Source organism: Streptomyces sp. HUAS 31, from assembly GCF_028198125.1.
Classification (GTDB): Bacteria; Actinomycetota; Actinomycetes; order Streptomycetales; family Streptomycetaceae; genus Streptomyces; species Streptomyces chartreusis.
In genome coordinates, this window is the sequence record NZ_CP116353.1 from 4,222,012 (window position 1) to 4,235,824 (window position 13,813).

Here is a 13,813-nt window from a genome sequence, read left to right on the forward strand (position 1 = left end):
CACCGGCGCCCTTGTCGTTCGACCTACGGAGTCACAGGGACGGGTCCTGCATCAGGATGGCCTGATACGTGCTGTGCAGCCGCCGGGACGGCTTCAGTCCCAGTTCCTCGTCCAGCCACTTACGGGTGCGATGGAAGATGTCGATCGCCTCGGACTGCCGTCCGCAGCGGTACAGCGCGATCATCAACTGCTCGCTGAACCGCTCCCGTTCGGGATACTGAGCGAGCAACTGCTTCAGCTCGGCAACGACGACCCCCGCCTCGCCGGCCTGCAACTGTGCCTCGATCAGGTCTTCCCTGGCTGTCTTGCGCTGTTCGTCGAGACGGAGCGCCACGGCCCGGCAGCGCGGCCCGTCACTCACGTCGAGCAGGGCCGGTCCCCGCCACATGGAGAGGGACTGCCGAAGCAGGTCCCGCGCCTCATACGGCCGCTGCCCCACCAGGCCGGCGCCCTTTTCGGCCATCCGCAGGAAGCGGTGGGCGTCGAGGGCGTCCTCCGGGACGTCGAGCATGTAGCCGTTGTCCACGGTACGGATGAGGGTCTGGTCGGGATCCTCGAATCCGAACTCGGCAAGCGCCTTGCGCATGCGCTTGACGTTGGCCTGAAGAGCGTTGCGCGTGTTCTTGAGAGGGACTTCGCCCCACAGTTCATCGATCAGCTCGTCGAAGGCCACCACCTGGCCGGGGTTCAACGCGAGCATGGTCAGCATGACCCGTATCTTCTTCGCCCGCAGACCGACAGTCCGCTGACCGTCCCCTATCAGCAGCGGGCCCAATATGGAGATGTACACAAAAATTCCCATCCCTATCCAAGAATTCGGCCGCGAGCTCCCACCTCACGGCCTCGGGCGCAGCACGCGGAACGAAAGCGACTCATTCCGTCGGGCCCGACAAGGGAATTACCTGGGAGTTACTCGAACTGATCAATTATCAATCACGTCCGAGCCGTTCGAAACTGTACCTTCGTACATGAGCTGATGAGCCTGGGCGACCAAGCCGACCTGAAGGCGGGATTCCACTTCCAGCTTGGTCAGAATGCTCGCGACATGCGCCTTCACCGTGCGCTCCGTGACCTGGAGCCGGGTCGCGATACCGCGATTGGAAAGTCCGGCACCCAGGAGCGCGAAGACCTGCAACTCGCGATCGGAAAGCGCTCCTACACGAGCGAGCTCGGTCTCCCAACGCGCCGACGGCATGCCGTCGTCACCGTGCATGGACATATCCCCCTGATCACCCCGTTTTCCCCCGTCGTCGCGCCCGTCGGTATGTTGATGATTCACCCAATGGGTCGGTGAAGGATCAGATGGTCGCTCTCCGCCGAACGCGCGTCTGAGTGTACAACTCTCACAACTTTCGACACAGGACTCCCAAGTGGAGCTCACACAATTCACAGGACGTTTAGCGCGGGTCCGGCACGAAAGGTGACAGACATGACCGAAGGGGCGGCCCATCGGGCCGCCCCTTCATCGCTGGTCGTGCTCGGAGAATCTCAGAGAATCGGTGCCCGCCGCGCGAGCAGTGCCGGAATCCGCGGCGGCCGCGCCTCGTTCTGATGGGCGAGCCGCGAGGGCCACCAGGTCTTCCAGCCGAGCAGCGTGACCACCGACGGCAGGACCACGATCCGGATCAGCGTGGCGTCCAGCAGCACCGCGCAGGCCATGCCCACGCCCATCTGCTTCATCTCGATGAAGCTCAGCGAGGCCAGCAGCGCGAACACGCTGACCATCACCACCGCGGCGCTCGTCACGACGCCGGCCGTACGGGTGATGCCCTGTTCGACGGCCTCCCGGATCGGCAGCCCGCCGCGCGCCGCCTCCCGGATCCGGCTGACCACGAAGACGTGGTAGTCCATCGACAGGCCGAGCAGGATCACGAAGAGCATCAGCGGCAGCCAGGCCACCACCCGGCCGGTGGACTCGAAGTCCAGGAAGCCCTCCGCCCAGGTCCGCTGGAAGATCAGTGCCAGCAGCCCGAACGAGGCCACCGCCGACAGGACGTTGAGCACCACGGTGATCATCGCGAGCATGATCGAGCGGAACGCGATCGCCATCACCAGGAAGGTCAGCAGCAGCGCCACCCCGAGCACCCAGGGCATCTTGTCGACCACGTTGGCCCGGTAGTCCACGTCGTAGGCCACGTCGCTGCCGCCGACGGCGAACTCCGCGCCCCGCACCCGGCCGACGGTCCCCGGCGCGATGTCCTCGCGCAGCGCCGTCAGGGACTCGCGTGCCTTCTCGGAGTTGCTGTCGAAGCGGGTGCCGACCGCGATGGTGGCCACCGTGCCGTCCTTGGAGGTGCGCACCTCGGGCGCCGGGGTGTGCACGAACAGGCCGGAGTGCTGAGTGCGTTGGATGAGGGAGGCCACGGCGTCGGGCAGCCGGCCGGCCTGGTCGTCGGGGACCCGTACGGCGACGGTGTGCGTGTCGGCCTGGCTCGGGAAGGACTCGGTCAGCCGCTCGTTGGCCTGCATCGCGGGGATGGAGTGCGGCAGGTCGTCGACTCCTGTGGCCTTCAGCTTCAGGTCCATGGCCGGCACGGCGAGCGCGAGCAGCGCGCCCACCGACAGCACCAGGGAGATGACCGGGTGCCGCAGGGACGGCTTGAGCATCGCCGACCACAGGCGCGGCTTGGTGCCGGCGCGCTGGGTGAGCCGCCACACCAGCGGCACCCGCGGACGGTCCAGGTAGCGGCCGAACTTGGAGAGCATCGCGGGCAGCACGGTCAGCGAGGCGAGCATCGCGATGGCGACGACGAGCACCGCTCCGGTGGCCATCGACTCGAAGGCGATGTGCCCGGCGAGGTAGAGGGCGCCCATGGAGACCATGACGACCAGTCCGGAGACCATCACGGAGTGGCCGGAGGTGGCGGAGGCGATCTCGATGGCGTCGATGTTGTCGGCGCCGAGCGCGCGCTCCTCGCGCTGCCGCTTGAGGTAGAAGAGCGAGTAGTCGACGCCGATGGCCATGCCCATCAGCACGATGATGTGGGTCACCGGGCCCGGGTCGGCGACGAACTGCGAGGCCACGCCCCACAGTCCGAGGCCGGCGAGCACGGAGGAGATGCCGAGGATGACGGGGACGCTCGCGGCGACGATCGCGCCGAAGACGAACACCATCACGATCAGCGTCACCGGGAGGCTGAGCCCGGTGGCCCGGCCCAGGTCCTCGGAGAGCATGTCGTCGAGCCCGGCCTTGATGGAGCCGGCGCCCACGAGTTCGACGCGGACCTCGGTGTGCTTCTCGCCGACCTTCTCGACCTTGTCGAGCAGCGGCTGCACCCGTTCGCTCGCGGTCTCGGGGTCCCCGCCGAGCGTGACGGGCACCAGCAGCGCCGAACCGTCGGGCGCCGGTACCGGCTTGCCGATCGCGGTGACGCCCTTGGCGCCCCGCAGCGCGTCCGCGGCCTCGTCGGCCGCCGCCCGTGCCCTGTCCTGGTCGAGCCTGCCCTCGTAGGGGGTCACCAGGATGTTCTCCACGGCCCGGTTCTCCAGGCCACCGTCCTTGGCTATCTCGGCCGCACGGCCGGACTGGCCGATGGCCAGGTCCGAGACGGTCGCCGACCGTGTGCCGGTCATTCCGCCGACCACGAGGGCGCCGAGGACGAACACCACCCAGAGCGTCATCGCCCACCAGGGGTGGACGGCGCTCCAGCGAGCGGCCCTGGTGATCAGGTTCCTGCCTCCCACTTTGCTTTCCCCTTCTCGAATGAATTGCCCGGGATCACGGACACACGCCTGGGTTCGAAATTCCGGCCGGTGGTGATTACCGCGCTCTCTTGCCTGAACAAAACCTACTGACGGCCCGGCGCGCGATCACGGGTACAAGTACTCCGATTCGAGGGGGAGTTTCTTCTACTTGACACCCCGGGTGGCCGACATGGCGTCGGATTCTTCCGGCGGCATGTCATACCACATCCGCGATGACACGGAAAAGGGATCGCCGCCGAACAGGGCGACGGCACCCGCATATCCGTCGGGCAGCGCCAGGTCCGCGACCCGCCAGGGACCTTCGAGTTCCCCCGCCGGATCCCGTACGACGGCCTGGGGTGCGGTGTGCGCCACCGGCAGGCCCATGCCCTGGGTGAGCCGGCCGCCCGCCGCCTTCACGCACGCCTCCTTGCGGGTCCACAGCCGCACGAAGGTGTCCCGGCCGCCGCGCGCCACCGAACCGCGTTCCGCTTCCGGGAAGAAACGCCTGGCCAGCCGTGTGAAGTCGAGGTCGGCGCGGGCCAGTTCCACATCCACGCCGACGGGTCTCGGCGCCAGCGCGAGCAGCGCCAGCTCCCCCGAGTGGGACAGGCTGAAGTGCAGCCCGCGGGCACCCTCGACCGCGGGCTTGCCCCAGCGTCCGCGGGTGAAGCGCACGGTCTCCGGCGGCTGTCCGAGGCGGGCGCCGAGGATGATCCGGGCCGCGGCGTGCGCCCGTACGAAACGGCGCCGCATTCCTGGGAGTTTCCCCATCCGGGCCCGGGATCTCTCGTTGTCGTCCAGGAGGTCCTCGAGAGCGGAAGGGCCGCCCTCCGGTTCCGGTTCGGCGGAAAGCGGAATGTGCCACACCTCGGCCTCCGTGCTCACGGCCGGCCCACCTTTCCGGTGTGCAGCCCCTGGAAGAGATTGAGTTTCTGGATGTTGCGTGTACCTTCCATGAACTCCACGCCCCGGGCGTCCCTGGCCAGCTTCTCCAGCAGAGGATGGTCCAGCCGCGCGCCGGGGCCGAGGAGACCGAGCGCGGCGAGGGTCACGTCCTCGGCGAGCTCGCAGGCGCGGGCCTTGGCCGCCGACGCGAGGTGCCCGGCCGCCGGGCGCCGGTCCACGGCGAGGGCGGCCCGGTACGTCAGCAGCCGGGCCGCGTCGATGCGGTGGCCGAGTTCCTCGTACGTCTCGCGCTCGCGTCCGCGCAGCAGCCGCCGGTGTTCGGCGACGTAGTCGTGGGCGGCGCGGGCGATGCCCAGGGCGATGGCGGCGACGCTGGGGCGCAGCTGGTTGAAGACGGCGACGATGCTCCACATGCCGCGCCGGGTCGGGGGCAGATGCGCCCCGAGCACCCGCTCGGCGGGCACCCGCACCCGCTCCAGCGTGATGTGGGTGAGCTGTGCCCCGCGCAGCCCCACGGTGGGCAGCGGTTCGGCCCGGAAGCCGGGGTCGGCGGTGTCCACCAGGACGGCCAGCACCCCGAGCCGTTCGGTGCCGGCGACGCGGGCGAAGACGGCGCCGACGTCGGCGCGGGCGGCGTTGCCGACGTACCGCTTCTCGCCGTCGAGGAGGTAGCCGCCGTCACCGTCCGGGGTGAGGGTGGCGGTCATCTCGCCGATGGCGGAGCCGCGTTCGGGCTCGGTGAGGGCGAAGCAGGTCCAGCGCGGCTGCTCGGCGAGCCTGCCGTACACCCAGTCCCGCTGTTCCTGGCTGCCGAGGACGCCGAGCAGCGCCCCGCACATGGAGGCGCCCGGCGAGGCGAGCATCATCCCCGCGTCTCCCCGGGCCAACTCCTCGCTGACCAGCACCCGTTCGAGCGTGGGCAGCCCGTGTGCGGGGCCCGCGCCCGCCGCGTCGCTCGTCCGCTGCCAGTCGGGCGGCACCTCGTGCCCGGCCAGGAAGCGCACGGCGGGCAGATCGAGGTGCCGGCGGATCGCCTCGGGGTCCGCGTCGAGTTCGAGGGCGTGCGCCCGCAGGTCCCCGGCCCAGCGCCGTACGTGCTCCTGGGTGGTGACCAGCGGGGCGGGCAGGCTGATCACGTGTCCTCCCCGCGGTACACGTCGGCGAGCAGCTCCGAGGCGTGGGCCGTCGGGCCGGGGCCGTCCGCGGTGAAGCCGTGGGCGCCCAGGAGGCGCAGCAGGGTGCGGTCGGCGCGGGTGATCTGCTGCTGGAGCCGCTCCAGGACACGGTCGCCGTCGGGGCCCTCGGTGAGCTCCTCCAGGACGCCCTCGATCTCCAGATGGTCGATCAGGACGTCCGCGAGGGTGCCCTTGACCATCTGCTGCATCAGCAGCGAGGTGCCCTCGACCTGCCGGGCCGCGAGATAGGCGATGCACGCCTCCCGCAGCCGCTCGGACATGCCGAGCCGCAGCCAGGCGAGCCCCGTGCCCCAGGTGTGCGCGTCGGGCCCGTCGGGCGCCTCTGCCGCGCCCTGCTCCCCGCCGGGCCGCAGCACGGCGAGTCCGGGCACCGGCACGTCGTCGTGGCGTTCGTCGCGGCCGGCGTCCTCGGCCTCCATCGCCGCGAACTCGTCGAGCAGTTCCTTCGGCAGTACGGCGTGCCCGCGCGGCCCGCGCGGCGGCACCTTCGGCGACAGGGCCCGCGTCAGCAGCGTCAGCGCGGGCACCAGCCCGTCCGTGCGCGCGTTGCCGCGCGCCTGAAGGCAGTGCTCACGCACCTCGGCCGGAACCGTCATCGGTCTCCCCATTCCCCCGTGTCAGAAGTTCCGCGGTGCAGTCGAGCGCGCAGTGCGCCAGCAGCCCGCGTCCCGGGTCGTGGTCGGCCACGACCACCGGCCCGGTGATCCCCCGGGCCACCGCGTCCAGCAGCGCCGTCCAGACGCCCGTGCACGGCAGTCCGGGCCCGGCGGTCACCGACGGGCCCCCGTGCGAGGGCAGTTGGCAGTCGGCGCCGGCGAGCCCCGTGCCCGCCACGACCGCGGCCGCCGGGTCCCACCCGGCGAACAGGCCGGGCGCCGACAGCGGCCCCTGCGCCATGCCCCGGACCGGGGCCGCGCCGCCGTCCCAGTCCAGCAGCAGCGCCACGGCCGAGTCGGTGTGCGCGGCCTCCTCGTCCGGCACCGCGAACGGCTGCGTGCTCTGGTCCACGACCAGCAGCAGCAGCCGGGTGAAGCCGCAGCGCCTGGCGTACTCCACGCCGACCCGCAGGGCGCTGAACCCGGTCAGCGGCCCCTGGTCGGACAGCGCGAAGGCGAGGGGCGAGCCCGGCAGCCGCCCCTTCACGCACGACGCGACCAGCTCGGCGTGGATGAAGTCGGGCGTGGCGTAGGCGACCACGACCAGCTCCGGCGCCCGGTCCTCGGGCAGTTCGCCCAGCGCGTCCAGCGCGCCGAACGCCAGCTCCACGGAGGTGCGCCGGGGCGAGGCGGCGTACCGCTCGCGTGCGAAGGGCAGCCCGTGGGGGGCGCCCAGCTCCGCGTAGAACTGCTCCAGCTCGGGCACCGGCACATAGCCGGACGCCGGGGCCGTCGGCGCGTACCGGGCCGCCCGCACCAGCCGGGGCACGGCCGACGCACCGGACTCCGCGAGCCCGTCGCCCGCCGCCCCCGGGTGCCGTACGGGCGCTGCCGTGCGGAACATGCTCAGGCGCCCGCTTCCGACGCGACGAAGTCGGCGAGCGAGCCCACCGTCTCGAAGTGCGTCATCTCCAGGTCCTCGGCGTCGAACTGCACGTCGAGGATCTCCTCGATGGTGATGAGCAGCTCCAGCGCGCTGCTGGAGTCGAGCCCCAGCTCGTCGAAGAGGCGCACGCCCTCGTCGGCGCCGGAGACGTCCTTGTTCAGGACCTCGCTCAGGCCCTTGCGGACGGCGTCCACGAAGCGCGCGCGCTCGGCGGTGTCCACGACTGCGGTGTTCTCGGTCATGCCGGTTCTCCTTGCTGGTTCGGTCAGTTCTGGGTTCGGTGGTCGTCGGCGCCCGGCGCGTCGTACAGCCGCTGCCGGCCGAGCATCACCTCGACGTCGTCGCGCTCACGGATCAGGTGCGCCCGCCCGTCCAGGACGAGGACCTCCGCCGGGTAGCCGTGGCTGAGGAAGTGCACGGGCGAGGCGGTCGGCCCGTAGGCGCCGGAGCGCTGCACGCCGATGAGCTCGCCGGCCTCCAGCGGCGGCATGGGCACCTTCTTGCCGACGACGTCGTTCGGCGTGCACAGCGGGCCGGTGATGTGCCAGGACTCGGTGGCCGGCGCGTCGAGGCGCTCCAGGGCGGCGATGGGGAAGTTCCGCTTGACGTAGGAGCCGATGCCGACCGCCGCCATGTGGTGGTTGGTGCCGCCGTCGGTGACCGCGAAGTTCTCGCCCATCGACTGCTTCGTGTAGCGCACCCGGGTCACATAGGTGCCGGACGCGGCCACCAGGAACCGGCCCAGCTCCATGATCATGCGGGTGTCGGGGTGCCGTACGGCGAAGGCGTCCACGACCGGGTTGAGCCCGGCGGCGAGCTCGTCGAGGTCGAGGTCCTTCTCGTTGTCGAAGTAGGCGATGCCGAGGCCGCCGCCGACGTCGACGGTCTCCAGCGGGAAGCCGAGGTGCCCCGAGACGCGCTCGGCGAGGTCCAGGATGCGCCGGGTGTTCTCCACGACGGTGTCCTCGCCGAGGATGCGCGTGCCCAGGTAGACCTGGACGCCCATCAGGCGTACGGCCGGGTAGCGGGAGGCGAGCTCCGGGCCCTCGGCGAGCAGCTGCTCCTCGTCGATGCCGAACTGGCGGGGCTTGCCGCCCATCGTCAGGCCCGAACCCTTCACGGAGAAGGACGGGTTGACGCGCAGCGCGACCCGGGCGGTGACGAACTTCTCCCGCGCCACCTCGTCGATGAGGGCGAGCTCGTCGAGGGACTCGCACACGATCGCGTGGATGTCCTCGTCGAGGCAGGCGGCCAGCTCGGTACGGGACTTGCCGGGGCCGAGGAAGATGATGTCCCGCGGGTCGACGCCGGCGCGGCGGGCCGTGACCAGCTCGGTCAGCGAGGACACCTCGGCGCGGGCGCCGCAGCGGTGCAGCAGCGCGCAGACGGAGATGTTCGGGTTGGCCTTCAGCGAGTAGAAGACCTCCAGCGCCGGGTGCAGACGCCCGCGCAGGCCCTGGAAACGGGTGGTGATCTCCGCACCGTCGTAAAGGTAGAGGGGCGTGCCGTACTGCTCGGCGAGTTCGGTGATGCCGAGGCCCTGCACCTCGTAGGCGAGGCTCACGTTCAGCTCCGATCCGTGTGGGCCGCGAGGCGGCGGGTGATGTCGGTGTCGAGGGCGGCCACCTCGGCGTCGGAGGCGGCCACGAGGACGCCGTAGAGCCGCCCCTCGAAGCCGTCCGCGCCGGCGTCGGCGGCAGCGGCGTTCACCGTGGCGTAGTTGTTGACGAACAGGCCGCGCGGGCGCGGGCCGCGCTCGGTCAGCAGCAGCCCGTCGAGGACCTCGCGCAGCTCGGCGAAGGGCAGCGGCCGCGTGAGCCGTACGGTGAAGTGGCGGGCGACGGCGACCTCTTCGGGTCCGGCGAGGCCCTCGTGGACGACGCTCTGGTACGTCGACATGTTGTTGCGGGCGTTGATCTCCACGACCGGGTAGAGACCGTCGTCCGGGTCGATCATGGCGTCGACGCCGGCCACCCCGAAGTAGCCGTCGGCGGCGAGGCGTTCGCCCAGCAGGTCCGCGGTGGCGGCGATCTCGGCGACCTGCCGCTCGGTGAGCCGGGCGGGCATGCGGTGGCCCTTGTGGACGCCGTTCTCGGTGAGCAGCTCCTTGACGAAGTCGAAGTGCACGGAGCCGTCCCGGCCCACCGTGAACTGGTAGTTGAGGTCGGCCCGCTTGGCGACCCACTCCTCGATGACCAGCGCGGTGCGCACCGTGCCGCCCTCGCCCGCGGCGCGCTCGGCCTGGGTGACGGCCATCCGGTGCAGACGGGCGAGCCGCTTGTCGCTGTCGAGGACGACGATGCCCTTGCCGGACACTCCGAAGGCGTCCTTGACGACGACCTTGCGTCCGGCGGCGAGCAGCTCGCCCGCCGCGGCGACGGCTGCCGCCAGCTCGTCCAGCGTCTCGCAGGCCCAGCCGCGTGCCTGCCGGATGCCCAGCTCGTCGGCGAGGCGGCGGCTGTAGACCTTGCTGTTGACCCGCTTGCAGATGGCGGCGTCCGGCGCGGCGAGCGCCAGGCCCGTGCGTTCGGCCAGCTCCTCCTCCACGGTGGAGATGCCGTGCGCGGTCAGCCGGGCGCCGTCGGCGGCCAGCGCGGACAGGGTGCGCAGCAGCTCCGGGTCGGCGAGGGCGTCCTCGCTGACCGTGCGGCGCGGGTCCTGCCCGGCCACCACGTGCACGGTGGGCAGGGCCAGGCCGAGGCCCTCCAGGTAGGCGCGGTAGCCGTCGTCGAGGGGCGTCTTGAGGACGACGTGGTCGTCCTTGCCGCCGAGCAGCAGCGCGAACTCGTCCATGCGGTTGACGACGGCGCTGCCGGCGTGCGCGCCGACCCGGGGCAGCGCGGGTTCGCCGAGCGCCCAATGGTTCTCGACCTCGAAGTTGCCCAGGAACACCAGGGGGGTGTCGGCGGCCGGTGTGACCGCGCGCTTCAGGCGCCTGGTGAAGCCGGAGGGCGGTGGTTGCATCTGTGTCGACCTCGTCATTCTCATGTGGTGGTCAGTGCTCGAGGACCATCGCCGCGAAGGTCGCCCCGAGCCCCACGCTGGTCATCAGGTAGCGGTCGCCGGGGCGCAGCCGGCCCAGTTCCGTGGCCCGCTGGAGGTTGATGAAGGGGTCGGCGCAGAAGCAGTGCCCGGTGTGCCCGACCAGGTCCAGGAAGACCTTCTCCAGGGGCAGCCCGAGCGCCTTGCAGACGCCGATCCACGACAGCCGGTTGACGTTGTGCGGCAGCACCAGCGCCAGCTCGTCGAGGGCGCAGCCCGCCTCGTCCAGGGCGGCGCCGATCACCTCGGTCAGGCCCGGCCCGTACAGGTCCTGGAAGTCCTTGGCGGCGGCCTCGCCCATGATGAAGTCGGCGCCGAACCGGGTGTGGGTACGGGCGGCGTAGCCGAGCATCCGGTCGCGGCCGGTGCGGTCGGCGCTGACCAGGAACGCGGCGGTGCCCTCGCCCATCACCGTGACGTCCGGGATGGACTGCGTCTTGCCGGTGCCGGTCTTCTCGCCGGTGAGGACCAGGGCGAGGGCGTCCGGGTCGGGGTCGGCGGCGAGCAGCGTGCCCGCCATGTCGAGGGCGAGCAGGCCCGAGGCGCAGGCGTGGTGCGAGACCACGAAACCGCTCGCGTGCTCCAGGCCCAGCTCGGCCTGGAGCGGCGCGAGGGACGTCAGCGGGTAGGGCAGCGGCGAGGGCATGGTCCGCGCCTGGAGGACGTACTTCACGCGCTGTTCCTGACCGCGCAGCTCGGCGAGCTTGGCGGTGGCGCGCAGCAGCAGCTCGGTCTCGCCGGCCTCCGGGGCACGGCAGACCTCGGACAGGCCGTAGAAGCGCTGGTAGCGCCTCAACTGCACGTCGGTCAGCCCGAGTTCGTGCTGGAACCGGGCGATCGGAATGGTGTCGGGCAGACTGCTGGAGACCGCGACGATGGACGTCATACCCACAACATTCGCGGCCCCCGCTGACGCCCAGCTGACGCTGCGCTGACCGGGTCGCCGCTCCCCGGTGCCGCGGTCGCTCCGGGGGCGGCCGTCACTCCCGGGCGGCGGCCACCGGCTCGGCGTCCCACACCTGGCCCCGGCCGGCCGCCGCCAGGGTCAGCGTCACGGCCAGCGAGGCGGCCGCCACGGCCGTCATCGCCGTTCCGGGCGAGGTCAGTTGGGCCACCGTGCCCGCGAGGGCCGCCCCGACGCCCTGCATGGTGAGCATCCCGGCGCCGCGCAACCCGAGGGCGTGGCCCGCGAGTTCGTCGGGGGTGAGGGTCATCAGCCGCTCCTGCTGCGCCAGGGTCGCGCCGAAGCCGACGGAGGCGACGCACACGATCAGCGCGGCCCACGGCAGGCCCGGCCGCAGCGCGAAGAGGAGGTACGGCGCGGCCAGCAACAGCAGCAGCGGGACGGGCAGGCGGGGGCGCAGGGCGGGCGGCACGAAGCGGCCGACGCTCAGATCGCCGACGAACATGCCCAGCGCGGCGGAGGAGAACAGGACACCGGCGGCACCGGGGTCGTAGGAGACGTAGAGGGATTCGCAGCCGACGATCAGACCGTTGGGGAGCCACATGCCCAGGTAGGTGAGGCGGCGGGGGCGCGAGGACCACAGGTGGGCGTTCGTGCGCCAGGTCGCCGAGACGGACGGGCGGCCCGAGGACCGCGGCGGGCGGGCCGACAGGCCGAGCCGCAGGACGACGGACGCGGTGACGTACAGCGCCGCCGACAGCAGCAGACAGGTACGGGGGGACAGCACCGCCAGCAGCGCGCCGCCCGTCGCGAAACCGACGACCTGCACCAGCCCGAAGACCATGTTGAACACCGAGCGGCCCAGCACGAAGCCGTCCTTGGGCAGGATCTCGTTCAGCAGACCCCCGGTCACTCCCCCGCCCAGCGAGGCGATCAGGCCCTGGAGGAAGACGACGCCGAAGACCGCCCCGACCGGCAGCCCCGGCAGCGCCAGGACCGTGGTGCAGCCGGCGAAGGCGAGGCTGATGCTGCTCAGCGCGGCCCGCGGGGGCAGCCGGTCGGCGCCCGACAGCAGGAAGGTCGCCCCGAGCATCTGCGCGAGCTGCGGCCCGAACATGCTCACCGCCGACAGCAGCGGCGAGTCCGTGGCCCGGTAGACCAGCGTGGCCAGCGCCAGCCCGCCGATCGTCAGGGCAGCCCCCTGGGCCGCGGAGGCGAGGAAGAACGGGGTGAACTCGGGAGTGCGGAAGAGCTCGCGGTAGCTGCGCATGCGCGGAGTCTGCGGGGGTGCGGGCGGGGGTCGTATTGTTTCGCGCTGACGCGAAAGCACGGGTGCGCGGGGACGCGAAAGATCGGGCACGGGGCCACGAGGGCACCGGTGCCGCGGGGCCACGAAGGCACCTGTGCCGCAGGTCCGCGAATGCGCCGGTGCCGCAAGGCCGCGAAGCGCCGGTGCCGCAAGGCCGCGAGGACACCGGCTCCGTGCAGCGGCGACGACACGGGGGGCGCTCATGGGGTGGTGGCAGCTCAACGCGGACACCCTCGTCCGCAGCCGTTTCGTCCTCTCCCCCTTCGCCGAGACCTTCGCGAGCCTGAAGCTGCTGCACGCGGGCATCCCCGCGCACCCCGGCGAGCGGGCCTGGCTCCGCGATCACCTGCCCGCCTACCGCGCCCGCCTCGCAGCCGACCCCACGACCGCGCAGCTGGTGCGTGCCGCGCTCGGCCGGGCCTGGATCGCCGACTTCATCGCCCCCACCCCCAAGGACGGGGAGACCTTCGAGGAGGTCGTCGCCCGGGTCCGCGCGGCCGACCCCGCCGCGGCACGCGCCCACCTCACCGTCTCCCTCGCCGGCCCCCTGCCCGCCGCACTGGACCGCGACGACCTTCCCGACCGCGCCGCCGCGCTCCTCGAACACGTCTGGACCCGTGCGGTACGGCCGTACTGGGACCGCCGCCGACGGATCCTGGAGGCGGACGTCGCCGCCCGGACCGCGCGGGTGAGCCAGGGCGGCTGGGCGGCGGTGCTCGACTCCCTGCGACCGGGCCAGACCCGCTGGCTCGGCGACAACCGCCTCCAGGTGAACCTCGGCGAGTACCCGCCCCGCGAGATCTCCGGCGCCGAGCTCGTCTTCATGCCGGTCACCCCGAAGACCGGCTGGGTCTCCTGGGAGGAACCAGACCGCTACGCCCTGGTCTACGCCTGCACGGGCGCCCTCACGGACCCCGGCGCCCGCGCGGTCCCGGCAAGCCTGAGCGCCCTGCTGGGACAGGCCCGCGCCACGATCCTCGTACTCCTCGGCTCCCCGATGAGCACCAGCCAGCTCGTCGCGGTCACCGGCCAGGCGCTCGGCTCGGTGGGCCGGCATCTGCGGGTACTGCTGGACGCGGGACTGGTGGAGCGCAGGCGGGCGGGACGGTCGGTGCTGTATTCCAGGACCATGTCGGGAAACGTGCTGGTGGCCGCGCCCCCGAAGGGGCGCGGGGAACTGCGCGACCAGCCCCCACCGACCGGCACCTTTCCCCCGGCCTGACCCGC

At 71.8% G+C, this 13,813-nt stretch carries 13 protein-coding genes; 1 reads left to right on the forward strand and 12 read right to left on the reverse strand.

Going from position 1 to position 13,813, the window contains the following annotated elements:
- Positions 1–31: 31 nt before the first annotated feature.
- The 12 genes from PGH47_RS18565 to PGH47_RS18620 all read right to left on the reverse strand — a co-directional run bounded on the left by PGH47_RS18565 (position 32) and on the right by PGH47_RS18620 (position 12,547).
- Entirely contained in the window at positions 32–709 is a 678-nt protein-coding gene (locus PGH47_RS18565; RefSeq protein ID WP_271664364.1) for an AfsR/SARP family transcriptional regulator, read from the reverse strand.
- Between the two features lie 213 nt (positions 710–922).
- Positions 923–1,213 carry a response regulator transcription factor gene (locus PGH47_RS18570; protein WP_271664365.1) on the reverse strand — a complete coding sequence of 97 codons (291 nt, stop codon included), beginning with the start codon at positions 1,211–1,213 and terminating at the stop codon, positions 923–925.
- 275 nt (positions 1,214–1,488) lie between these two features.
- On the reverse strand, positions 1,489–3,684 hold the full coding sequence (locus PGH47_RS18575; RefSeq protein ID WP_271664366.1) for an MMPL family transporter: 2,196 nt from the start codon (positions 3,682–3,684) through the stop codon (positions 1,489–1,491).
- A 165-nt stretch (positions 3,685–3,849) separates the two neighbouring features.
- Positions 3,850–4,572 carry a 4'-phosphopantetheinyl transferase family protein gene (locus PGH47_RS18580; RefSeq protein ID WP_271664367.1) on the reverse strand — a complete coding sequence of 241 codons (723 nt, stop codon included), beginning with the start codon at positions 4,570–4,572 and terminating at the stop codon, positions 3,850–3,852.
- A complete protein-coding gene (locus PGH47_RS18585; protein ID WP_271664368.1) occupies positions 4,569–5,729 on the reverse strand; it encodes an acyl-CoA dehydrogenase family protein in 1,161 nt (386 codons plus the stop codon). The genes PGH47_RS18580 and PGH47_RS18585 overlap by 4 nt, the downstream gene beginning before the upstream one ends.
- A complete protein-coding gene (locus tag PGH47_RS18590) occupies positions 5,726–6,385 on the reverse strand; it encodes a hypothetical protein (RefSeq protein WP_150501800.1) in 660 nt (219 codons plus the stop codon). Before PGH47_RS18590 ends, PGH47_RS18585 begins: the two co-directional genes overlap by 4 nt.
- Positions 6,360–7,289, reverse strand: a complete 930-nt coding sequence (locus tag PGH47_RS18595) for a hypothetical protein (protein ID WP_271664369.1) — start codon at positions 7,287–7,289, stop codon at positions 6,360–6,362. Before PGH47_RS18595 ends, PGH47_RS18590 begins: the two co-directional genes overlap by 26 nt.
- Before the next feature lie 2 nt (positions 7,290–7,291).
- On the reverse strand, positions 7,292–7,573 hold the full coding sequence (locus tag PGH47_RS18600) for an acyl carrier protein (RefSeq protein ID WP_030960020.1): 282 nt from the start codon (positions 7,571–7,573) through the stop codon (positions 7,292–7,294).
- A gap of 23 nt (positions 7,574–7,596) precedes the next feature.
- Positions 7,597–8,895, reverse strand: a complete 1,299-nt coding sequence (locus PGH47_RS18605) for a type III PLP-dependent enzyme (protein WP_125525531.1) — start codon at positions 8,893–8,895, stop codon at positions 7,597–7,599.
- 2 nt (positions 8,896–8,897) lie between these two features.
- The gene (locus tag PGH47_RS18610; protein ID WP_271664370.1) at positions 8,898–10,295 is read right to left on the reverse strand and encodes an ATP-binding protein; all 1,398 of its coding nucleotides are present in this window, start codon (positions 10,293–10,295) and stop codon (positions 8,898–8,900) included.
- Between the two features lie 31 nt (positions 10,296–10,326).
- A complete protein-coding gene (locus tag PGH47_RS18615) occupies positions 10,327–11,259 on the reverse strand; it encodes a 3-oxoacyl-[acyl-carrier-protein] synthase III C-terminal domain-containing protein (protein ID WP_107905929.1) in 933 nt (310 codons plus the stop codon).
- A gap of 94 nt (positions 11,260–11,353) precedes the next feature.
- Positions 11,354–12,547 (reverse strand): MFS transporter, encoded by a 1,194-nt coding sequence (locus tag PGH47_RS18620; RefSeq protein ID WP_271664371.1) that lies wholly within the window; start codon positions 12,545–12,547, stop codon positions 11,354–11,356.
- Positions 12,548–12,788: 241 nt separating this feature from the next.
- On the opposite strand from PGH47_RS18620, the gene PGH47_RS18625 reads away from it, so the two are divergent.
- A complete protein-coding gene (locus PGH47_RS18625; protein WP_271664372.1) occupies positions 12,789–13,808 on the forward strand; it encodes an ArsR/SmtB family transcription factor in 1,020 nt (339 codons plus the stop codon).
- The last annotated feature ends 5 nt before the right edge of the window (positions 13,809–13,813 follow it).

Coding starts and splice junctions, on each gene's coding strand:
- PGH47_RS18595 (WP_271664369.1), bottom strand. CDS start 7,289: ATGTTCCGCACGGCAGCGCCCGTACGGCACCCGGGGGCGGCGGGCGAC.
- PGH47_RS18615 (WP_107905929.1), bottom strand. CDS start 11,259: ATGACGTCCATCGTCGCGGTCTCCAGCAGTCTGCCCGACACCATTCCG.
- PGH47_RS18570 (WP_271664365.1), bottom strand. CDS start 1,213: ATGCACGGTGACGACGGCATGCCGTCGGCGCGTTGGGAGACCGAGCTC.
- PGH47_RS18625 (WP_271664372.1), top strand. CDS start 12,789: ATGGGGTGGTGGCAGCTCAACGCGGACACCCTCGTCCGCAGCCGTTTC.
- PGH47_RS18610 (WP_271664370.1), bottom strand. CDS start 10,295: ATGCAACCACCGCCCTCCGGCTTCACCAGGCGCCTGAAGCGCGCGGTC.
- PGH47_RS18600 (WP_030960020.1), bottom strand. CDS start 7,573: ATGACCGAGAACACCGCAGTCGTGGACACCGCCGAGCGCGCGCGCTTC.
- PGH47_RS18590 (WP_150501800.1), bottom strand. CDS start 6,385: ATGACGGTTCCGGCCGAGGTGCGTGAGCACTGCCTTCAGGCGCGCGGC.
- PGH47_RS18620 (WP_271664371.1), bottom strand. CDS start 12,547: ATGCGCAGCTACCGCGAGCTCTTCCGCACTCCCGAGTTCACCCCGTTC.
- PGH47_RS18565 (WP_271664364.1), bottom strand. CDS start 709: ATGCTGACCATGCTCGCGTTGAACCCCGGCCAGGTGGTGGCCTTCGAC.